Source organism: Bacteroidia bacterium, assembly GCA_033391075.1.
GTDB lineage: Bacteria > Bacteroidota > Bacteroidia > J057 > J057 > JAWPMV01.
Genome location: JAWPMV010000005.1, coordinates 372,812 through 393,648, shown reverse-complemented (window position 1 = coordinate 393,648; position 20,837 = coordinate 372,812). Strand labels below are relative to the sequence as shown.

Annotated in this window: 18 protein-coding genes; all 18 read right to left on the bottom strand. The window is 38.6% G+C overall.

The features are described from left to right. Nucleotides 1-97: 97 nt before the first annotated feature. Nucleotides 98-676 carry a TlpA disulfide reductase family protein gene (locus tag R8P61_37375; GenBank protein ID MDW3652811.1) on the bottom strand — a complete coding sequence of 193 codons (579 nt, stop codon included), beginning with the start codon at nt 674-676 and terminating at the stop codon, nt 98-100. A gap of 106 nt (nt 677-782) precedes the next feature. After that, on the bottom strand, nt 783-1,907 hold the full coding sequence (locus R8P61_37370; GenBank protein MDW3652810.1) for a two-component regulator propeller domain-containing protein: 1,125 nt from the start codon (nt 1,905-1,907) through the stop codon (nt 783-785). Nucleotides 1,908-2,047: 140 nt separating this feature from the next. Next, nucleotides 2,048-3,832, bottom strand: coding sequence for a serine hydrolase (locus tag R8P61_37365; GenBank protein ID MDW3652809.1), 1,785 nt, complete (start codon nt 3,830-3,832; stop codon nt 2,048-2,050). Between the two features lie 311 nt (nt 3,833-4,143). Then, entirely contained in the window at nt 4,144-4,680 is a 537-nt protein-coding gene (locus R8P61_37360) for a GNAT family protein (GenBank protein MDW3652808.1), read from the bottom strand. A gap of 162 nt (nt 4,681-4,842) precedes the next feature. Further along, nucleotides 4,843-5,199: a VOC family protein gene (locus R8P61_37355; protein MDW3652807.1), complete on the bottom strand. Its 357-nt coding sequence runs from the start codon at nt 5,197-5,199 to the stop codon at nt 4,843-4,845. A gap of 228 nt (nt 5,200-5,427) precedes the next feature. Beyond that, complete coding sequence (locus R8P61_37350) at nt 5,428-5,901, bottom strand: hypothetical protein (GenBank protein MDW3652806.1); 474 nt, start codon at nt 5,899-5,901, stop codon at nt 5,428-5,430. Nucleotides 5,902-6,002: 101 nt separating this feature from the next. Next, nucleotides 6,003-7,067, bottom strand: a complete 1,065-nt coding sequence (gene mltG / locus R8P61_37345; GenBank protein ID MDW3652805.1) for an endolytic transglycosylase MltG — start codon at nt 7,065-7,067, stop codon at nt 6,003-6,005. 132 nt (nt 7,068-7,199) lie between these two features. Then, nucleotides 7,200-7,994: a hypothetical protein gene (locus tag R8P61_37340; protein ID MDW3652804.1), complete on the bottom strand. Its 795-nt coding sequence runs from the start codon at nt 7,992-7,994 to the stop codon at nt 7,200-7,202. Between the two features lie 265 nt (nt 7,995-8,259). After that, the gene (locus tag R8P61_37335) at nt 8,260-8,940 is read right to left on the bottom strand and encodes a hypothetical protein (protein ID MDW3652803.1); all 681 of its coding nucleotides are present in this window, start codon (nt 8,938-8,940) and stop codon (nt 8,260-8,262) included. A gap of 132 nt (nt 8,941-9,072) precedes the next feature. Further along, nucleotides 9,073-9,996 carry a hypothetical protein gene (locus tag R8P61_37330; protein ID MDW3652802.1) on the bottom strand — a complete coding sequence of 308 codons (924 nt, stop codon included), beginning with the start codon at nt 9,994-9,996 and terminating at the stop codon, nt 9,073-9,075. 173 nt (nt 9,997-10,169) lie between these two features. Then, nucleotides 10,170-10,763, bottom strand: coding sequence for a hypothetical protein (locus R8P61_37325; protein MDW3652801.1), 594 nt, complete (start codon nt 10,761-10,763; stop codon nt 10,170-10,172). A 140-nt stretch (nt 10,764-10,903) separates the two neighbouring features. After that, the gene (locus R8P61_37320) at nt 10,904-12,130 is read right to left on the bottom strand and encodes an FAD-dependent monooxygenase (GenBank protein ID MDW3652800.1); all 1,227 of its coding nucleotides are present in this window, start codon (nt 12,128-12,130) and stop codon (nt 10,904-10,906) included. 87 nt (nt 12,131-12,217) lie between these two features. Continuing rightward, on the bottom strand, nt 12,218-12,733 hold the full coding sequence (locus R8P61_37315; GenBank protein MDW3652799.1) for a YcxB family protein: 516 nt from the start codon (nt 12,731-12,733) through the stop codon (nt 12,218-12,220). Nucleotides 12,734-12,817: 84 nt separating this feature from the next. Further along, nucleotides 12,818-14,038 carry an adenylate/guanylate cyclase domain-containing protein gene (locus tag R8P61_37310; protein MDW3652798.1) on the bottom strand — a complete coding sequence of 407 codons (1,221 nt, stop codon included), beginning with the start codon at nt 14,036-14,038 and terminating at the stop codon, nt 12,818-12,820. A gap of 257 nt (nt 14,039-14,295) precedes the next feature. Beyond that, the gene (locus tag R8P61_37305) at nt 14,296-14,865 is read right to left on the bottom strand and encodes a hypothetical protein (GenBank protein MDW3652797.1); all 570 of its coding nucleotides are present in this window, start codon (nt 14,863-14,865) and stop codon (nt 14,296-14,298) included. Between the two features lie 255 nt (nt 14,866-15,120). Further along, complete coding sequence (locus tag R8P61_37300; protein ID MDW3652796.1) at nt 15,121-15,690, bottom strand: hypothetical protein; 570 nt, start codon at nt 15,688-15,690, stop codon at nt 15,121-15,123. Between the two features lie 215 nt (nt 15,691-15,905). After that, a complete protein-coding gene (locus R8P61_37295) occupies nt 15,906-17,711 on the bottom strand; it encodes a helix-turn-helix domain-containing protein (protein ID MDW3652795.1) in 1,806 nt (601 codons plus the stop codon). Between the two features lie 269 nt (nt 17,712-17,980). Continuing rightward, complete coding sequence (locus R8P61_37290) at nt 17,981-20,731, bottom strand: adenylate/guanylate cyclase domain-containing protein (GenBank protein MDW3652794.1); 2,751 nt, start codon at nt 20,729-20,731, stop codon at nt 17,981-17,983. Nucleotides 20,732-20,837 lie beyond the last annotated feature (106 nt).

The following is a 20,837-nucleotide window of genomic DNA, read 5'->3' as shown; positions in this document are numbered from 1 at the left end:
GTCGTTTTGTAGGAGGTTTGGAGTCTTCAAATTAGTGGATGGGGGAGAGTAGGGGCTAAGGTCAATATCTTACAAATAAATCGGCCTTCCTTCAGCTTTAATCTTCAATGAGTAGTTTATCGATTTGCTGATAGAGTATTTCCTTTTTCGAAGGACGAGGGGCTCTGAAGTTTACTATTTCCCCTTGCTTATTTATAAGTAAATATGTTGGATAGGCATATAATAGATCTTCTGAAATAGAATCTTTATGACTCTCCCAAAAATTCTCAGCAAAAGCATCGGTAACCTTTACATGTATACCTTCCAATTTATGTTTCTCTATTAATTCTCTCCAGGTCTTTTCATTTTTTATGCTCCATTTAGCAGTAGTTGGAACACAGATATATAAAAAGGAAAGTTCCTGGTCCTTAAATCTGTTTTTTAGATCTGGTGTAAAGGGGAATTCTTGTAAACAAGGAGAACAGCTTGTATACCAAAAGTCAACGAATACTACCTTGTTTTCAAAATAGGGTAGCTCCAGAATACTCTCTATGTCAGGATGATTCATGCTAGAATCCGCGATCAGGACTTTTTCAGATGATTGCCCTACACATTCTAAATTATGGAGGCTGATCAATAAGAATATGGAGATCCAGCAGTTTTTTAGGAAAGCTAAGTTAACATTGAGCTTATTCATGGCAATTGAATTTATCCTTTACTAAGGATAGTTGTCTTTTGCCCCGGAATAGGTTGCACTCAATTGTAATTATTTCCCATCTATTTTTTGTCTCCTTTCCTTTTTACTACCAGGGGCCATCTTGTTTAACTTGATAAAAGCCTTTGCCATCAAATCGATAAAGTCCTTGCCCCGTACCCCACCACATATTACCGGATCTGTCTTGATGCATACTTTGCACACAACAATTAAGTCCATCTGCAACGGTAAAGACAGTAAATGCTTTTGGATTTGAATGAGGAAGAGACGGATCAAATCTCGTGGTGCTACCTCTGGCGGTAATCCATATAATGCCCGATTTTTCTATTAATATCCCCCAAATTTCACTTCCTCCTAATCCGTCTTCAGTTGTATAACTTCTAAAACTTTCTCCATCATATCGGCAAATCCCATCTCTCATCGTAAACCAGATATTTCCTTCCTTATCTTCTGCCAGGCCCCCTGCATAATTATCGCCCAGGCTTTCTTTTGTTTTAAGGTTTTCAACTGCTTTTCCATCATACCGAAAGACCCCTTGATTTTGTGAAGCAAACCATATATTTCCCTGCTTGTCTTCCATGATATCTGTTACATGTATAGGGGGAAGCAAGCGAAATTGCGAAAAGCTTTGACCTCCCAGGCTGTCAGCAGAGGGAAGATATCGAAAAACACCTGCATGAGTACCAACCCAAAGCTCCCCTGATTTGTCTGAGAGAATACTTTTTCGACCAATTCTGATATTGTTTAGTCCCTGATTTTCTTCATAGCTTCTAAAGCTTTCCCCATCATATTTGATGACCCCCAGGTTTGTTCCAAACCATATATTGCCAAGTTTGTCCTCAGCTATCGCATGAACGCTATGACCATTTTCGCCCTCTATTTTATTGTTGCCCTGAAAAAACGCAGCCTTACTGAAGTATTCCAGGGTTTCCCCATCATATCTGGCGACACTCTGGCCAGCTGGACCGAACCAGTAATTCCCTTTAGAATCCTCAAAAATGGCTCTAATATACTGGCTTACAAGATTGGAGTCATTGTATGGATTATGTTCTGGATTCGGAGGGGGAGGAGTTCCTATGATTTCCGGGCCAGTTTTTGGAATTTTTACTGACTCCCTGGTCGTGCTTGTATTCACCTGGCCTTTGCAGGAATTCATCGTGAATCCAGCTAAAAGCAAGATGTAAAATAGCTTCTGGTAGAAATATGTTGCCATGTTCTTCTGTTCTTTTGCTCTATTAAAAGCTTGCTGTGCTATAGGTCTTAGCTGAGTTTAGTCGCTAAGAATATCATATTTTTTATACTAAAGTCTGCTTTAGAGAGCTTTCCTGCCTGCTATAAGCAAATTAGTCTCTATTACTTTATCTTCTTGAATTCCCCTTCTCCCGGAACCTTCAGGATTATCGAATTAGGGTCTTTGGTATCAAAAACAACATGTAAGCCTCTACCCATATATACAAATTCATTCCTGGCAATCGGAAGGAGCCGGCTTGTGAAGTCACTATCTTTGTAGACGCGCAAGAATTCCCCATTCCTAACTGCATATCGAATTATTTTATCTGTACCTGAAGTCGCAAGGTATTCGCCCTCCAATAATTCGAGATGTTCGAGCGGAAGCTTCAAATGAATATCCTCCAAGGATTCTCCCAATTTCTTCAGAATGTTAAGGGCGTTTTGGTTCTCAGGATTCAAGCGTATGGAATATTTGTAGTTCTCAACGGCTTCCTTTTTAGATCCATTAGCTAAGAGTGCTTCTCCATAGCTATCATAGACGTTGGAAGCATAGGGAAATACCTCTGTGTTCAGCTTAAAAACAGCAATTGCTTTTTCGAATTCCTCTTTTGCCATATAATGGTAGCCCAGATTGTTTAATTGGCTTTCAGAGAAATCATAGGCTTCTGATTGTTCTTTTTTTAAGTTTGTGTAGCTCGCATGTAAATCCTCTGTTCCTTTGTCTTCAATGATTGGGTACAATAGGTTTGCGATAGATAATCTGGGCCAGCAGTCATCTCCGCTTGCTTTGGAGGATTTCCAATTGATTAGTTCGCAAAACATGGGGTTGCAAATATTGCCTCCGGCTCCTCCATTGGTGAGGATGATGAAGCCTGTTTTTGAAGGGGCATCAATCCTGAAATTGGCTTCCCAGCCGATATTGGATCCTGCATGTCCGATGAAGATATTTGAATTTTCCAGATGAACGGATTGATATCCCAATCCATATTTCCAGGCTCTGATAGTAGTATTTGGAGAAGGCTCCAGCATTTGCCGGACCGTTTCCGGAGGCAACAGGCGGTTATATTTTGTATGCTCCTTGTGTTCAGGAAGGCTGACATAGGCAAATCGTATAAAATCCTCAAGCGTTGTATGCAATCCAGCTGCAGCCTGAACAGTATAAAGTCCAAATTTGGTCGGTTCACCGAATGCATCATAGGGGGTAGCAGATCGATCCCTTATTTTTTCGTCTATTTTGAAGCTGCTATTGGTCATTCCAAGAGGATCTAGAACCTCCATTTGCATATAGTCTTCAAATTTTTGTCCGCTAACTTCCTCCATGATAAGTTGAAGCAGCCCATAGCCACCTCCCGAATACTCCCATTTGCTACCAGGCTCCAGGATAATTTCCACGGGCCCAAGTCCTTCGTTTTTACCATTCAACCATTCTACAATGCTCGGCAGATCGTCAAAAGAATGTTCTGCTGAGACACTCGGTAGTGATAAGCCTGCCGTATGGCTTAGGAGTCTTCTGATGGTAACTTCATCTGAATCAAATTCTGATGTGGGAAGGTGCCATCTTGTCAAATACCTTTCTGCAGGACTGTCAAGCTCGAGCTTGCCTTCATCTACCAATTTCATTACTCCCCAGGCTGCTACCGTCTTAGAGATTGAGCCAACATTAAAGCCGGTTTGCATGTCAACCTTGAGTCCTTTTTCAATATTGGCAAAGCCATAAGCTTTCTTAAGAACAATCTCCCCATCCACCATGAGGGCAAGAGCTGCTCCGGGAATAGAAAAATCTTCCAGCATTTGCGGTATTTTTTTGTCTATTTCATCCACAAATCGCTCAATACTTTTCGGTTTTTCCTGAGCAGCTAGCGAAAGTGGCAGCAGGATAAGAATTATGTATAGAAGATTTTTAGTCATGCTATGGTCTTTTCAATTGCTTGATGCTTTCCCCAATCTTTGGTATTTGAAGGATATCAATAGGATCCTATTTCAAAACTATCATATAGAATCGGTAGTCTGAGTTATCAAGTGTAAAAAGACTGTAAAAAATTGTAAAGGCCTTAGGTTACTCAAAGCCCTTCATTTCCATCCTATCAAAATCGATTGCTACTTCATTGGGAAAAGCTCCTTCTTTCTATCCGGAACCGAGCGTATTATTATCAGGTGAATCCAGAACTTGAGATTCATACCTGTAAAAAATTGTAATCCTGCTTTGCACCTTCGATGATTTATCTCTCTTTATATCTTATCATCATGCGTTTGTCTAAATATTTGTCTTCCAACTTGAGGAATTCTTTAATCCTGCCGTATTCTTTGAATCCCAGTCTCTCATAGACCCTATTCGCCTGTTCATTTTCAGTGATTACCCCTAATAAGATTTGCTCAAGTCCTTCTTCATTAAAAGCTTCCATAATCGTCCTCGAGATTAGTTCACTCCCTATTCCTTTCGCCTGGTATTGCTTTTTTACATATATCTGGACCAAATGTCCTCTGTGTTGGGTTCGTTTTCCTTCTTCTCTGATAAATCCACATATTCCTATACACTCCTCTTTTTTAAAAGCGCCCAGCATAAAACTTTCTGCATCTTCTCTAGCGATGAATTCATCAAATTTAAACTTCTCTTTCTTGATCTCTTCTTCATAAGTGCTTCCAAAACTATTGGGATGTTCTTGTAAACACTTCAATCTTATTTCGTGATACTTCTCTATGTCTGATCTCTCCAACTTCCTGTAAATGATTTCTGGCAGCTGATCTTCTTTATTCATATCTCTAATTTATATAGACTATTTGCTCTTAGGCTACTCATTTTTCGATATAGCTTCATTATTATGTAGAAATATCCTTGACAGCATAGAGCGAAATATTATATATGTAAGAGGACAGGTAGGGAGAAATATAGCATTTACTTGAGTGAGGCCTTTTTATTTCTAAATACTTTCTCCAAATGTCAGAAGGTTGCTGTCTGGGTCAAGGATTGAAAATTCCTTTTGTCCCCAGGCTTTGGTTTCCAGTTTTCCGTTAGGGTGAATAGGTGTTTTTCTATCCAACAAAGATTTGTAAAACTGCTCAATCTTCTCCGTTCTGATATAGACCTGTCCATAATTTTCTTTTGGATCAAGTTCTTTAAATTCAAAGAAATGAAGTTGGATCTGGTCGCATTTCATCATCAGATAAGCCTCATAATCCACACTTCCAAGCTCTTGAAATCCTAAACGTTTTGCATAAAACTCTCTCGTAATCTCTTTGTCTCGCATGGGTAATTTCGGATGGATGTCTGTTAGCATAATTTCGTATTTGACTTTTGTAAATTTATCGATCTCATTTGGCCCAATTTTCTGTAGACTTCCTGAGGCAGCTATGTTCTGAGGGTAGCCTATGAGAAAAACATTAGGTAGAGGACGTTATTAAAGGATTCTACAATCCGGATGTTATTTCTTGTAAAATCGTGGCCTGCTTTAGGTGCTGTGCGATCATTCAGTAAGTGTAGCCAATATATGCAATGCCGCTGTATTCTATTCTTTTTTAAATTTTCTATATGCACTTTTTTCTTTAAGCCTAAATTCAAAACTCAGGCTATCCTTCTCTTCTGATAGGGAGATTTCTTCAATCTCATCTATCTTATAATACTGATTGTCAATTTCTATAGTAAAGTTCGTTTCCCCTATTTCCTTTTCCAGAAATCCCCATTCTTGCAGCAAATAGATTTTTGGAATTGCTATCGCGCTTTTGACTCCTTCTCTTAAGCGATAGTTTTCAATCTGAACTTCATAATCATTTTCTGTGGCAAAGGAGAAAATCGAAAGAAAAGGTAAGGCCATTGGGAATAGGCTCAGCATCAATAAAATTCCAAGAAATACTAAATAGCCCTTGATCAGCCTGCGCTTGAAGTATTTGATAATGACTATTGCTGTCAGGATTAGCCAGGTCCAAAAAAGAACTTTATCACTTATTTGTCCAATCAGCGAGATTCCACTCGTGAGATACAAAACGACATCTACAATTAGTAAAATTGTTATTGTTAGGTACCCTTTTAACATTTGATGAATTGGTTAAAACTTCAGTGCGTAGCCTCAGTGGAGAATTGGGACTAGTTTGTGTTGATGGTTTTTAAATTCTTTTTCTTTTCCTTCTCTAGGCTATCTAACCAGCGATGGAATCTTCTGGCATTTCTATTATGTTCACTTAGGTCTTCTGCGAAAACATGATATCCGGGATTATCCGGATCTACACACATATAATAAAAATTATGCTTTTCCGAATCCAAAACAGCATCAATACTCTTCATTGATGCCATACTTATGGGGCCAGGAGGAAGTCCCGGGTGCAAATAGGTATTATAGGGAGAATCGAAACGGATATGTTTGTATAAAATCCTGGTCGCTTTAAAGTCTTTTGTAGCAAATTTTGCTGTAGGGTCCGCATCTAACTTCATCCCTACCTTAATTCGATTTAGGTATAAGCCTGCAACTCGTTTCTTTTCAGAATTTTTTGATATTTCTCTTTCAACAATTGAGGCTAAGGTGTATACCTCTGTAGGTGTCATTCCCAGTTTTTCGGCTTTTGAACGTCTTTCATTCGTATTCCAGAATCTGTTGTGTTCTTTAATCATTCTTTCGAAGAATGCTGTTTCATCTGTATTCCAATAAAATTCATATGTATTCGGAATGAAGAGACTCATCAAGCTTTCAGAAGTGTGTCCTGATTCCTGGATGTATTTTTCATTACGAAATAGATGAATCAAATCAGTTGAATCGGCTTCAATAAATTGAGAGGCTTTTGCCGCAACATCTTCTAATAGCCAGCCATGATTTAATACTAAATTTACGGCTTCCTGCTTTCCTGCTCGAAGATGACTGATTAAAGAACGATTGCTCCAGGAGGGAGTAATTTTGTATCTGCCAGCCCTCATGATACTTTTTTTGTAGCTCATCATTTCTGATACTTCTCGAAATGAAATGGTATCTATGATTTGCTTATTCTTATGGAGAATTTCTAGGACTTCATTAAATGAAGATTTAGAGGGAATGAGAACAATATTATTCTCTAGTTTGTCAGGGACATTTGGAGAGAGGATGCTTGTGTATTTCTGATAAGCAAAAACACCTCCTATCACAGCAATAATTAATACTCCCCATAAAATCTTTCTGACCATTTAATTTTTTTAAGGTTTAATTGAACTTATTTTATTTAGCAGAAACTCTCACTAAGAAACGACTGTTTTAAAGTCGATTTAACAATATTAGCTGCTTCTCTAGCATCTGCTAAATATTTTCCTTCATACTTTTTATAGGTTAATCCCTCTTTCTAAAATTCTTGAAATGATGATGATTAATATCATTGAAATGATTGGCCAGTAAGTAATTCTTGAAAAGGCAGTCTCCCCAGTTGATTTTTTTACAAATCCCCAATCGGATGTACCAATTCTAATTGCTGTTGGAATCATTGTCAAAGGAAGGAAGAGAGGGAAGGCTATACTCACCATCGTAGGTGCTGGTAAAGAAATTAAAGTATTAATTATTGTACTGACAAGAAGCGGTAAAATAAAGAATTTGAAAAAAGAAGTTGATTTTTCAAGTCCTGAAATGTTCCTCAAATCAGACAGAAAATCGATGAATAATGGCGCTCTTTTCCGAAAGAAAAGGATTATGGTGATCAAGGCTAAAGCTGCGAGTGAAAAAGAAACATAAGTTGGAGTAGCTAGAAGGCTATATATTTTTCCAGTGTCACCATATGGTATAAATGGCCCCATCATAATGTATCCTAGAAAAACAAGCATCCCTATTATTTCCATCCATAAGTAGAAGCATCCAATAAGGTCTATTTTGCTTTTTTTGCGCAAGAGGCTAAAAAATAGAATCGCTTGAAAAAAGGAAACTAAAGGACCACTGGAGAGAATAAAAAGCTCATGGCTTAGGGGAGTTGTTGAATTATCAAAGGAAACATAGGTGTGAAATAAGGTTGGATTAACATCACCTAATTTTGCTGCAATGGCATGAGCAAATTCATGAAGAAAAGTTGTCAGGCCGAATGCAACAACCAGAATAGAAATCAGATTTAATATGATTAATCTTTGTTTCATCTCAGGGTCAATCTATATGCTAATATCGCTATAAAGAGCCATGCTGAAGTAATAAAATGCGGTTCTCCTTTAGTCAGCCTTTTTGCCTTATTGATTGTTATAGTTGCGCACAAGACCCAGCTATGCTTCAGGCGACTACTTTAGCTGCTGATCGGACTTGTCGGAAGTCTAATTTATCCTTTATAAAGTTCGCATGAAATCGTAAATGTCAAAAATTATCTGAAGCGCAGCCTGCCGACTGACGGCTATGATTTTATTTACATTCTTAGCTCTTTGCTTTTATTTTTTGAACTAAGAATGCATCCTTTTTGCAATCGGCATTGATTATCTCGATTTCCTCATTTTTCTCAGTAATATAGCTCAGAAACAGCTTTTCATACTCATCCCAACTTGCGCCAATTGGAGGTGCTTCACAAGATTCTAGTAGGTAAAAAACATATTGGTCTTTTTGTGTTAACAAGCCTCCTGAGCTTCTAATTCTTTCAAAAATCCGTACCTGCTCTACTAATAATCCCGCTTGTCCTTCAAGTTCTTCTATTCGAATTTTAGTACGAGTCTTGAGTTCTTGAAATGCATGTAGGGCACTCGCCAGGTCTTTATAAGTGGCTACAAATAGCATGACGCCCTTGTAATTTTCGTCAATAGGTTCATCAAAAACTTGTTTATCGGAATAAGAGGTGTAGCTGTTGAAATGGTCGGACTTGAAGTCGTCAGCTTCGAAAATCATTTGTATATCCCAATAAAAGGTAGGAACTCGATCATGAACGCTAACTATTAAATTTTCTTTGAGCACAGATGTAGAGAACTTTAAGATAGACTTCGCTAAATCATTATTAGACGAAGACATGGATTTTTTCCCCCATTCAATCTTTTGTCCAGTGCTTTGTACGCTACAAGAGGATAAGGCTATGCTCGAAATTAGGGATATGAGGTAGAAGATTTTCATTGTTCCTGGATGCTTGTGGTAAGGTTTAGCTTTGCCTTGTTCATAGCCTCAGCTGAGGATGGCGTTTGGCTTATGTTGTTTCGGTTTTATTTATTGTGCCCAAGCATGCTCATTCCTGGAGCTTAAGTAATTCTATTGTATTGCTCTTAGGCTATCTATACCTTCTGTGCTAACCCAATAGATATTTGATAGCCCCGGCTCTATATCTCTTTCATCCCTGCCAAAAAATAAATACTTGCCGTCTTGAGTAATTCTTGGACCTTTTTCATTTAAAGTAGTGTTTATGGTATTTCCAAGATTTTGGGGGGGTGCCCATGTTCCGTCTTCCTTTTTAAAATAAACATACATATCATTATCCTTTCTTCCCTCTTCTTGATCGCTGGGTGCTGTTACTATCAAGTAATCCTGAGATGGCGAAATGAATGCATGATGACCAAATTCAAGGTCAACTTCCCTTGTTTCGGGAAACTCACCATTTTTATTGGGAGCATAATAGGTATTGAACTTTGACAAATTGAAATAATAAAGGTCCCCGTTTTCAGCCTGATTAGGAAAAAACACCAGCTCGTCATTTATCGGTGAATCAAGAAGAATCGCATCGCTCCAGGAATCCTCTAAACGGTTTACATACCAAATTTTTTCATCTGCAAAGGCGGAGTCCATAGCTGTGAAATATATCCTTTTACCATCAGGGCTAACAAATGGATGCATTTCTTCCTTTTTTCCTCCATTAGTAAAACTTACTCTTTTTATGGGAGTCCATGTATCATCTTCGAGTTTTGAGAAATAGATAGATGTTTCTTCGTCTTTGTTATCAGCTGCAAAATACATTTCAGTCAAATCCGAAGAAAAGGAAGTAGTGCCTTCGAACCTTCCCTCAATAGAAACGATGCCAGGAGCAAAAATTTCGGGTATTAACCCAGGTGGTTTTTGACCAAAATAATTACCCTTCTCTATTATAGGATCATCCTCTTTAGTGTTTGATTTCTCTGGATTGCAAGCACTTGAAAAAATGATAGATACGAGTACTAAGACGCTAACGATAGGGCTTTTCATTGCTTAATTTATTTTAATTACCGATAAGGCCTGGTATATGTGGAGTTACTTAAGATAGGAAGCAATTATTGCATATACATTCTTAGCGTGTGTTTTAGTTCTATCGTTTCTAATATTTTCAGACTAAAGTTTTGGCATAACCAGATAAGTACAGTCAATTTCTTTAAAGAGATTTATTCAGGTTTTGAATACTCGATTAATTCCTCTACGTACGAAAAATCATCTTGAGTTTGAATAAGTTTAATAAAATTTTTCAGGGTAGGTGCATACAACCAAAGCTCTTCTTCATTTGCATTATATCCCCTGGAATTCGTGGTTTTACCTGTGTATTTAATCGTGTAAGCCATGAATGTTCCAGCTTCTACCGTTTCTTCTTGGTATGATAATATCTCAGCATCTTGATTTTGGTTTCCCGTAGTTCCATCTTGACTTGTCCAATTGTTTTCATATTTCCACTTTTTACCCACTTCCAGAGGCCAGTCGTACTTAGGTGTTTTGCTTTCTTCAGGCTTAACGATGTCTGTAAGGGAAATGGTATCATTTCCTATCGTCATGCTTAAAACGCCATCAAGGCTGATTATTTCTCTTGTATCTTCTCCTTCCGAGCGTATTTCACCTTCCGTTGTTACACCTTTATATTTCCAAACCCATTTTTCGCCAACTTGATAATCAGCTAAAGTTGGTTGTTGGGTAATGCCCGAATTCCTTGGGCTGTTACAAGCACTAAGCATTACTATCGCAAAAAATATTACAAATTGACTTTTCATCTTTACCTAGATTTTAAATGTATTTACTTCTTTTTAATGCCTTTTTTAGCTTATTCGGGCCCCTCTTAAATAAATGCTAAGGCTTTGGTATAATCCTCAGTTTTAATTGATGGTATACCTTCTTGGAGGTGTTTTTTATTTTATCCTTTTTGATAATTAAAGGTTTCAGGAAAAGTAACGGATGCTTCCCACCATTTCTTGGTGGTTTCCTCATCCACCTTTGAAAAGTCCAATTGCTCCCAGATATATGTCTTTTCCATCTGTTCTCCCAAAGCTAAAAGTCGTTTAGCAGTCTTGAGTTGCAGCTTACTCCATTTTTCTAGCGCATTATCAAGCTTACTTTCTTCCTTCAGGCAATTGACCAGATCTTTAACGTTGTTGTAGCCCTTGAATACTCCCGAACCTGTAAAAGGCTGGACAAATATCCCGGCATCTCCAATAAGACACATTCTTCCTTTACGATAACTGTCCAAGTCAAGTGTATAGATGACTTGGATATAACTGTCTTCGGTTTTGTGTACTATTTCTGCATAGTAGTCAGGAATGTTTTTAGTCAGGCGGTCTTTCAGCTGTGCTTCGTTTTCTTCGGTAAGGTTTCCCGGAGGGAGGGTTCCGAATCGAATTTGTCCCTGTTTATCAGTCATAAGTTTATCCAATTCGGGTTCTGGAATGGGCATATAAGCAGCCCAATTGAAAACACGTTCACCTTTTTCAACAGATCCATTCTCGTTCGGGATGAAATAGACGACATTATGGCCGGGCTCACCATCATAGGACAATCGCAGTATTTCATCTTTTAGGATAGAAGTGTCTAGCATTTCAGATTCAGAGAGGAGACCTCGCCAAAGTACATAACCTCTGTATTTCAATTTCTTCTCTGGAAAAAGAAGCCTTCGACCCATTGAGTTATAGCCATCAGCAAATAAAACAAGGTCGAACTGCAGCTTCTCGTCTGATTGGGTAGTCAGTTCTACCTTCCCGTCTTCAATTGATCGGGCATGTACTATTTTGGTACCAGCCCGATACCCTTTGTCAGGAACATTGGCTCGAAGGTTTTTCCAGAGTTCATTCCATTGGAATACATGAAAGTTCATGGGTACGGCCCAGGCAATTTTCCCATAAGGTTCTGCCTCATTGCTCTTGCCGACTAACGGCATTTTGTTTATTTGGAAGTGGGCAAAACCATCTTTGATAAGGCCATCTTCTAGGATTTGCTGCATTAGGGTAGGTGTAGTCCCAATTCCTCCTCCGCGGCCGACTAAGGTCTTATTAGACCGTTCAAATACCGTTACCTCATGGCCTTCTTTCATTAAAAGGGTGGCTGCAGAACAACCTGCAATTGAGCCGCCTACTATTCCAATTTTCATAGGTATTAGATTTAATTACCGCCAACGGCTAGCGAGAATCCGGACAGCCGCTTCAGAGGCTTACTGTGCTGAAGCTTATGTTGTACCTTACTTAACCTTTTTCAAATTTGACTCAAGATTTGGGTGCTTTGAGATTATTTCCCTAAACTTTAAGTATTCCTCATCTGAAAAAGAGGGCCTGGGGATTAAACTTGCAATCATTTTATTGTGATAAATTAATATCCAATTTTTCAATTCCTGGATTTTATAAACTTTATCCCATGTCATTGAGCTATTAAATGATTCTCCAAGAATGTGGAATTGTTCTAATTCGAATGAGTAAATCATTTTTTCTCCAATCCTTGGATCAGAGTTAAAATTCCTCTTAGCAATCCAATAAATTGATAGAGGAAGTAAGACACTTAAGGCAAATCCAAATATCAACATTCGATTAGGAATCTCTTCCCATTTATCAAAAACTATTGCATTCCATACCGATAAGAAAAGCAAAAATACGCCAACAACTGTAATCCCAATCATAATTGGTTTTCGATATGTTTGGGCATACATTAATTTCATGTATTCCTTGAAGCCTATTTGGGATTCTATTTCTATTTTTCCCATATTTTATTTTTGGTACAACGGCTAGTATATGGTGCGTTGTTATCCCCTAAGGAGCTATGCACTATATACTTTCTTAGCTATAGGTTAATTTACAAAATACATTTCCAATTCCCCTTTTCCCTTCGCAAATATCCTTCCACGAGAAAGACATGAAAAGTCGTTCTTAACTAGTTCATAGGTAGATGAGGAGATATTAATTTTACCCGCTTCGCCTGCAGATTCTATCCTGCTGGCTGTATTTATTGTATCGCCAAAAAGGTCGTAAGCGAACTTCTTTTTGCCGACAACTCCAGCTACAATAGCTCCTGAATGTATCCCAACCCTCATCCTCCATTTTATTTCGTGCTTCTTATTCCTCTCCTCAAGATAGGACAGCATCTTTTTTGCCGCTTTGATACAATTAGGAGCGTGGCTTGTGATTTCACCTTCAAGGCCGCATGCAGCCATATATGCATCACCAATTGTTTCAATCTTTTCAACGCGAGTCTCCTCCATAATGTCATCGAATCGTCCGAAGATGTCATTGAGTTCATTGACCAGGGTGGTTGCAGGGATAGATGCCACTAAGTGGGTAAATCCTTCAAAGTCAGTGAATAGAATCGTCACACTCTTGTGTCTTTTTGGAATGGTCTTACCATTCTCTTTCAGGTCCTTTATAATGTTTGCAGGTAGAATATTGTGCAGAAGATCATCAGATTTTTTCTGTTCTGCCATCAATGAATCTTCTGAGCTATCAATCAGCACAGATAAGCTCCACATCAAAGCAAGACTAATTAATGCCGTCATGCCTATATTGACAATCTGTGATAAATAAGGATCCATGTCATTATGTTGAGCATAGAATTCTGATTGAAAGACAACTGTAGCAATCAAAGTCAAGCAAGCCAATAAACTGAAACCATGGGCAAGCGATCTTGCCTTTCTCGGGAAAGTCATGTAGGGCAAGATGATTATCAGAAAACAAACGCTAGCAATCCCTGAGTGATATCCTGAAAAATAAAGAAATACGAGCACTGAAAAATATGCTGAGATCGCAAGCCAGACTGAAGCAGTAACCCGCCTGGCTTTCTGGTTCAAAACTAATACCAGCAGAAACATCAAGCCCAGTATTACATTCCATACCGCACTTGTTGTTTCCGAAATGGATATGGCAATTGACATCCATAGGAAGTTGAAAAGAACCCCTAGCATTGCGGCTATATTGGTGACCCTTAGGTACCTTCTCTCGGTTACTGAAAATTCCTTGTTCAGGCCGATATCAACGATTCTATGGAAGAGTGTTTCCTCTCTATTATCAACAGACATTTCGTTATTCTTGTTTTCTTTAGATTATCTATAACTTTTGAATGAATTTTAAAATCATTAAATGATTTATCTGTGATGGCCTCGATTATTCTAGCAAGCTATTGATAGTTTGTATCTGCTTAAAAGGCCTTCCCTTTTGCTGGACATGTTATTGTTGTTTTGTACGTATAGTCTGACAAGCCAGGAATTGTGAATCCTGAATTGTCAGACCATAGCTTACAAATTCACCCCAAGCTAAAACTTTAAGGGATCAATTTTTAAAACCAATTAAATCCTAGTCCAATAGAGAGCACTACAACGTCTCGATCTTTACCATTATCTAAATTAGACCATCCCATCTGCAGTTGGGTTTGAAGGTCAAGCGCAAAGCTTTTCTTTTGCACTAATTCATAGCCTGTACTGAATGCAACTGCCCCACCAAAATTCCAGTCTTCCTCTTCAATGTTATTTTCATAAAGTGCTGGAAAATCCATAGCCAGACCTGCACCAGCATTTACCCACCATCGGTCTTTCACCCAATATTGAATAGAAGGCATTAATGCATCAAAACTTCGATCTTTGCCTTGGTTTTCGTAGATCATTCCAGCATACATTCCTAGAATAGCCAGACGATCATTGACCATCCAACCCAATTTCAAATTAGGAAAACTGCCGCCGCCTTGAGCTTTGTCGAAAGCTTCTCCTTGATCGCTATCTGATATACTGATGACACCACCGCCTATTCCAAAACCAATGACAAATCCTTTTCTTTCCATTTGATTGGTCTTATTTTGGCCATAAGAGAGAAGCGTGCAAAACGTAAATACAAAAACTAATAAGTTTTTCATTTTTAATATGTTAAATGTTTGAAGTTGTCTAAAATTTTCCCAAACAGTCCTGTCATATCGAGGCGTGGCTAGAGAAATGGCTCGTGTGCCGAGATATCTCAAATATGATGGTACACAAATGATCTTCGATATGTAGCGTGAACCAAGACGCAGCTGGGATAGTATTACATGATTTATCTGTGAAGGTCTCGATTAATCTTCCAGGAAATTGCTAGTTCGTATCTGAGCTTCTATGAAAAATCGTTTTTGATTATGCTAAAATCTATACCCTATTCGGAAGTGCATATTTAATTCTATTTCACTTTTGTCTTTTGAATAACCAGCGCGTTTGGCAAATGTATAACTATATCCTGCGCCAATACCTGCTTCAAAATTAAAATGCTTCCCTATGTTTCTTCTAATTCCCCAAGTGGGTATGATAGCGAAATCACTTACTACAGGAGCATTGTCAGAATTGAATAGGACAAACCAATCTGGATGATAGCTCGTTTTTAAGGCAATAAAATTGCCACTATTTCCGTCAATTCTTTTTGAGTTTTCGGAGCGTTTTTTGAGGTTATAATAGAATCTTGGCTCAAGAACTATTACCGGTGTGAGCAGAAGTGGAGAATCATATTCATCATAAAAAGTAGTTTCCCAAATACCAAAATCAAAACCAAGCTCTGTTCTTAGTGCTATGGTATTGGTTAATTTTGCTTCATTATATGCCCAGATTCCTAAAACTCCCGTTTGTACTCCAAATGTTGATTTTTCTACACTTGTGTCTTGAGATTTGGCGACTAAAGCTAGTCCGCACAAAATCAAGATTAATAATGTCTTTTTCATAATTGTTTGTTCGTAATTGTTAAGAATTTCGATTGCTGCAAAGCACCTCCCCTTATTGTTCGTTTATTTCGTGAAGAGGAAAGGAATCATCATCCGATGAGTATTTAGCCTGCTTTATCGAATTGATAAGACAAAGATGGAGTGGAAAAGAAGGGGAATCGTCCTGAAATGAAATTTCGGACCTTTAAGTGAGATTTGACACCTTTTAAACAGGCCTAGGTTTGATGGGACCTCAGCCAGGCTTTTGGTGTCATCCCTTCGGCTTTTTTAAAGAAGGCATTGAATACCGATTTAGAATTAAAGCCGCTTTCATAAGCCAGGGCTAAGAGGGTAAGGTGGTTGTTGGCAGGATTTAGGGCAATCTCTTTGAAGTTCTCCAAACGAAAACTATTGATGTATTCATTGAAATTTTGGCCCATTCGTTCATTCAGCAACCAGGAAAGCTTATTGCTGCTAATATTCAGGTTTTCGGCTAGCTCGCGTAAAGATAAAGAGGGGTTTTGAAACCACTTTTCTTCCTTCATTTCTTTTCCCAAAGTTTCTAAAACCATGTCGATTTCTGCAACTGACATTAAGGCTTTGGGAGGGGCAATTCGTATTTGTTTTTCGGGCTCTGGTGGTAATAGTTCTATAGGGAAAGTGGCTTGTTGTAACTCCTGAAACCTCTGATACCCGTGTAAAGGTTTAAGTAGCGGAATATTCATAAAGTTTATGATTTGACCCGTACGTATCCTGATGTTTTCTTCCAAAAAGTCCAAGGCCAGTTCGTGTTTGTCCAAATGGACCAACAAAAAAAGTTGCCAGGGAAAAAGCGCTGTCCCAAAATCTTCTTTTATCATTAAGCCGAGTCTGCTGATATCAATATCGATCTTATCTTCTGGATTGACCAACTTGTACAAAACTCTGCATTCTTCTGGTCTCTCAGCCAAAGGGGTCTGACTTAAGAAGTTATTTAGTTTTTCGTAGTCTTTCGAGAGAATTAAGCATAATTGTTTTAATGCGATAGAATGGGTAAAATCTGGATTGATGCTTAAGGAGGTCTCTATACATTCCAGCGCTTTCGAGTACTCCTCATTTAAATAGTGAATATTTGCTTTGGTAAAATAATGATTCGGAGACAAAGGGTTTGTTTTCAATATATTATCAACATGCCCATGGGCTCTTTCGAAATAACCTACTGCTGTATACAATTCACATAAACCTTCTTCTGCTTCCGTATAGGAGTGATTAAGTTCTATTGCTTTTTGGAAAAATATATGGGCATTGGTGAAATCCCATTGACCCCAAAAGGACAATGTCGCTTTACTAAAATACCCTATATAGGATTGTTTGTCCAGCTTAAAACCTTTACTGAGGTTCTCTTCTGACAATTCTAACAAAGCTTTATTATTTCCCCATGATCCGTACATGGCATAAGAATACGCCAAACCAAAGTAAGGCAAAGCAAATGAGGGGTCTAGCTTTACACATTGTTCATAGAGTTCTATTGCATTTGCGATGCCCTGGCCATCCCATAATAAATGCTGGTAGCGAGCTTTAAGATAAAGGTCATAGGCCTCCATATTTTGTGTAGGCGCTTCAATTAAATATTCCGGGATATTGAGGTGACCAAAATTTTCTCGAATCTGGTCAGCAATGTGTAAACTTATTTCATCTTGTAGGGCAAATATGTCTTCCAACTCCCGATCGAAATTTTTTGACCAGAAGTGGCTGCCGTCATCAGTACTGATTAACTGCGCTGTAATGCGAACCCTGTTTTTGACTTTCCTGACACTCCCCTCCAAAATAGTATGTACCCCTAACTGATTACCAATGGTTCTCACATCTATATTTTTATTCTTAAATGCAAAGGAGGAGGTGCGAGCTATGACTTTCAAACCCTTCACGGTGGTTAGGGCGTTGATTATTTCTTCGGTAATGCCATCGCTGAAGTATTCGTTCTCAGGGTCGGCACTCATATTAACAAAAGGGAGAACCGCAATGGATTTATTGGATGATGATATGGGTAGATGCTTGTTCATTTTCTTCTATACCTTAGCAGGGCTTCTATGAACTGACATTGAATTTTTATGATTTTTCTTTTAAATGGCTACGACTAGCTAAACTCTCGTAGGCAGCCTCAGCAGAGTATGGAGTTTAGCTTTTTGTTGGGTGCAGGATTCATGCATTTAACTGAATAATTCGTACCCGACCCTTTCCCATATCTTTCGATAAGTTTTCTAATTAATCAGCAAGTAATCTTGCCATGTAAGAAACGGTTCAATGCTGATTGTCAGGTCAAAAAGATAGCTTAATCCAATTTCTCCGTCCGTTCAAAATACCAGTTTGGGGATTTTTCCCATTCCCTTTTTTCCAGATTATAGTGGGACCCCTGAATAGCGACTACCTGCCCGCCCTTCTCTATAATTTCATAATTATGGGCATAATTGAGTAAGGTAGTGAAGCGATTCCTGGAGAGAGGACGGAAAATCCTTCTGCTTATACCCAGTTTTTTGTAGTAAAGCAGGCCGTTTTCTATCCAGACATCGATTTCGCCATATTGGCCCACCAACCTTTGGAAGTTTTCCAGCAGCTCCGCTTTCGATTGAGATTGAACATAGTCCAAATGTTGTTTAGCTTGCTGAAGATAATAATGTTCTGGGTGTTGGTCAATTGCTTTTTGGTAAGCGATTTGGGCCTTTTCGTAATCTCCCTTTCTTAGTAAGTCTTCAGCTTGCCAAATGGTGGAGTCTTGTTTCCAATAATAATAATAAGAGGTACTTTTTATTTTTTCAGTTTCAGTGTTTTTAAAACCATAAACTTTTCCCTCCGAATTAATCAATAGGCCCATTTCACGCCCTCCATAAATTTTTCCGCTTTTCAATTGATTTTCCCCGGCAGGATACAAGTAAATTCCATTTTGATGAAAAGCTTTTGAATACAGGAGGCCATTAAGCAAACGATTTTCAATAATCTGTTCCGAGTAAATACTACGAAAAACACCTACAAACTTTGACAGGTCTTCCTGATTGATGGGGTGGGTTTCCATATAGTCTAGCGCTTCCAAATTCTTTGAAATATAAGGCTCTAATTCAGGATTGATTAAGATGATTTTTTCACAGGTTTTTTTTGCTTTATCCAGGTCTCCGCTAAGTATATAAGCCTGAGTTAATAGTTCTAAAGCAGAAACATTTTGCGGATCTAATAATAAATAATTTTTCACTCTGCCAATTACTTTATCGGCTTGGCCATTTACCATTAAGGCTCGAATCGACTGGAGTCCATTTGTGGGAGTAGGGTCTCTGGCAAATCGATCTTCGGAATGTTCTACCTGTTTATCGTATTGACCCGTTTTAAAATAAACATTTAAAAGGGAATTGTTATAGAGGTCATTGTTAGGCTCGATTTCCAATTGGATTTTCAGCAATTCTTCTGCCTTTTCCCACTCTCGGTAGATTAAATGTTTTTGTACCCTAAGAGCGATTTGATACGCATAAGGCAATCGTTTTCGGTGCCGCATGGCCTGGTTTATTGCCCGTTTGGTTTCCAGGCTTCCCCTTTGATAGTAATAATTTTTAGCAGCATAGCCTTGTAAGGCTAAAGCGAAGGTAGAATCCAATTCAATAGCCTTTTCCAGGTTTATGTAGAGATCGCCTAAGCCAGTTAGAGAAATAATGAAATGCTTTAATGCTTCTACCTTATCAGTAGCCATTTCCCGAACACTCAGGTCAGGATTTGCTTCTATTTGCGAGGGGCTAAGTCCTACAGATTGGATCATAAATCTCCCCACAGAATCCATCAGCGTCAGAAGGTCATTGCTAATGAATCGCCGTTCTTTGATCAGATTTCCCGATTTCCTATTTCGCAGGGCAGAGATGACCTCGTATTGGTCATCGATGACCTGGTATTGACCATCTATGTAAAAAGATTCAGTGGCCGTTTTGGCTCGTTGGACCTTTTCTACTTTGGTTAAATGGGCATGGATTTTATCTAAGGGCTGCTGAATGAAGTAAGGAGAGAGGTATTCGTTTTGACGTAATTTGAAATTGATATAAACCCCCAGCGCATTGCCAATCCATTCATTCACACTATCTTTCTTCATAGGCTCAAAAGAAAATATCGGAAACCGCTTTTTAAATTCTTCCTTGATAATGGTTTTCGTTACTACGCCTCCGTCTAGATCTGTGAAGGTGATATCTTTGGAGGTGGCACCCAAATCCGTCGTGCGAAATATAAAAAATAGCACGGCTCCTACAAGGATTAGATTTGATGGAAAAAGGATCTTTTCTCCCAATTTTAATTGCCCTTTACTAACCCGTTCCTGATTATTCAGATAGACCAATAAGGAAGGAATAAGGCCCAAGATGCTAATGAAGAATATCTGTGCCCAATGGGGCGAAATGCCAAATTGATGTAAAGCCCAGTCAAACAATTGCACGCCCAGCCAGGCAAGTAAAATATAAACTGCCAGGATCTGTGGAATTCTTTTCTTCCAGAGTTGCTGGAATAGACTGCCCTCTTCTTCTTTTAATTTCCCCTTCATCTCCTGTCTCTTCGGGACCGTAAGGCCCTCATTAGCCAGGGCAAAGATCTGCATGGGAGTATCGACATTCTTGAACTGAAAAGCGCCCAATGAGCTTAACTGAAAAGCACTATTGTTCTTGATTTGATCTCGAATGGCTTTAGATATAATGATCGAACCCGCAACTCCCATGGTTTCAATGCGGGAGGCAATATTGACCCCATCTCCAAAGACGTTATTATTTTTAAAAATAACCTCACCGAGGTGCATACCGATCCGAACGGGTATTTGCTGATGGACAAGGCTGGATTGTAAGGCTGAAGCGCATGTTACACCATCGGTAGCACTCTCAAAACTCAACAGACATCCATCGCCAAAGTATTGTACAATGATGCCTTTGTGTTGCGGAACGTATGTTTCTAAAATTTCTTTGAATTGGTTCAATATTCCCAATGCATGTCGTTCATCTTTTTGCATCATCGCGGTATAGCCGGCTATGTCAGCAAAAAGAATGGTACTTAATTTTCTTATTTCTTCCATGGCATGGATTGGGTTTCATTCAGGGTTTTACATTCAACTCCTAAAACTGGTCTGAAAATAACACCAATTATTGAATTGAATGGCAATTTTGCAGTACTGTTTCATC

What these genes read in the sequence shown, in the direction of transcription:
- R8P61_37375 (MDW3652811.1), bottom strand. Translation starts at nt 676, where the DNA reads ATGAATAAGCTCAATGTTAACTTAGCTTTCCTAAAAAACTGCTGGATC.
- R8P61_37370 (MDW3652810.1), bottom strand. Translation starts at nt 1,907, where the DNA reads ATGGCAACATATTTCTACCAGAAGCTATTTTACATCTTGCTTTTAGCT.
- R8P61_37365 (MDW3652809.1), bottom strand. Translation starts at nt 3,832, where the DNA reads ATGACTAAAAATCTTCTATACATAATTCTTATCCTGCTGCCACTTTCG.
- R8P61_37360 (MDW3652808.1), bottom strand. Translation starts at nt 4,680, where the DNA reads ATGAATAAAGAAGATCAGCTGCCAGAAATCATTTACAGGAAGTTGGAG.
- R8P61_37355 (MDW3652807.1), bottom strand. Translation starts at nt 5,199, where the DNA reads ATGCTAACAGACATCCATCCGAAATTACCCATGCGAGACAAAGAGATT.
- mltG (MDW3652805.1), bottom strand. Translation starts at nt 7,067, where the DNA reads ATGGTCAGAAAGATTTTATGGGGAGTATTAATTATTGCTGTGATAGGA.
- R8P61_37340 (MDW3652804.1), bottom strand. Translation starts at nt 7,994, where the DNA reads ATGAAACAAAGATTAATCATATTAAATCTGATTTCTATTCTGGTTGTT.
- R8P61_37335 (MDW3652803.1), bottom strand. Translation starts at nt 8,940, where the DNA reads ATGAAAATCTTCTACCTCATATCCCTAATTTCGAGCATAGCCTTATCC.
- R8P61_37330 (MDW3652802.1), bottom strand. Translation starts at nt 9,996, where the DNA reads ATGAAAAGCCCTATCGTTAGCGTCTTAGTACTCGTATCTATCATTTTT.
- R8P61_37325 (MDW3652801.1), bottom strand. Translation starts at nt 10,763, where the DNA reads ATGAAAAGTCAATTTGTAATATTTTTTGCGATAGTAATGCTTAGTGCT.
- R8P61_37320 (MDW3652800.1), bottom strand. Translation starts at nt 12,130, where the DNA reads ATGAAAATTGGAATAGTAGGCGGCTCAATTGCAGGTTGTTCTGCAGCC.
- R8P61_37315 (MDW3652799.1), bottom strand. Translation starts at nt 12,733, where the DNA reads ATGGGAAAAATAGAAATAGAATCCCAAATAGGCTTCAAGGAATACATG.
- R8P61_37310 (MDW3652798.1), bottom strand. Translation starts at nt 14,038, where the DNA reads ATGTCTGTTGATAATAGAGAGGAAACACTCTTCCATAGAATCGTTGAT.
- R8P61_37305 (MDW3652797.1), bottom strand. Translation starts at nt 14,865, where the DNA reads ATGAAAAACTTATTAGTTTTTGTATTTACGTTTTGCACGCTTCTCTCT.
- R8P61_37300 (MDW3652796.1), bottom strand. Translation starts at nt 15,690, where the DNA reads ATGAAAAAGACATTATTAATCTTGATTTTGTGCGGACTAGCTTTAGTC.
- R8P61_37295 (MDW3652795.1), bottom strand. Translation starts at nt 17,711, where the DNA reads ATGAACAAGCATCTACCCATATCATCATCCAATAAATCCATTGCGGTT.
- R8P61_37290 (MDW3652794.1), bottom strand. Translation starts at nt 20,731, where the DNA reads ATGGAAGAAATAAGAAAATTAAGTACCATTCTTTTTGCTGACATAGCC.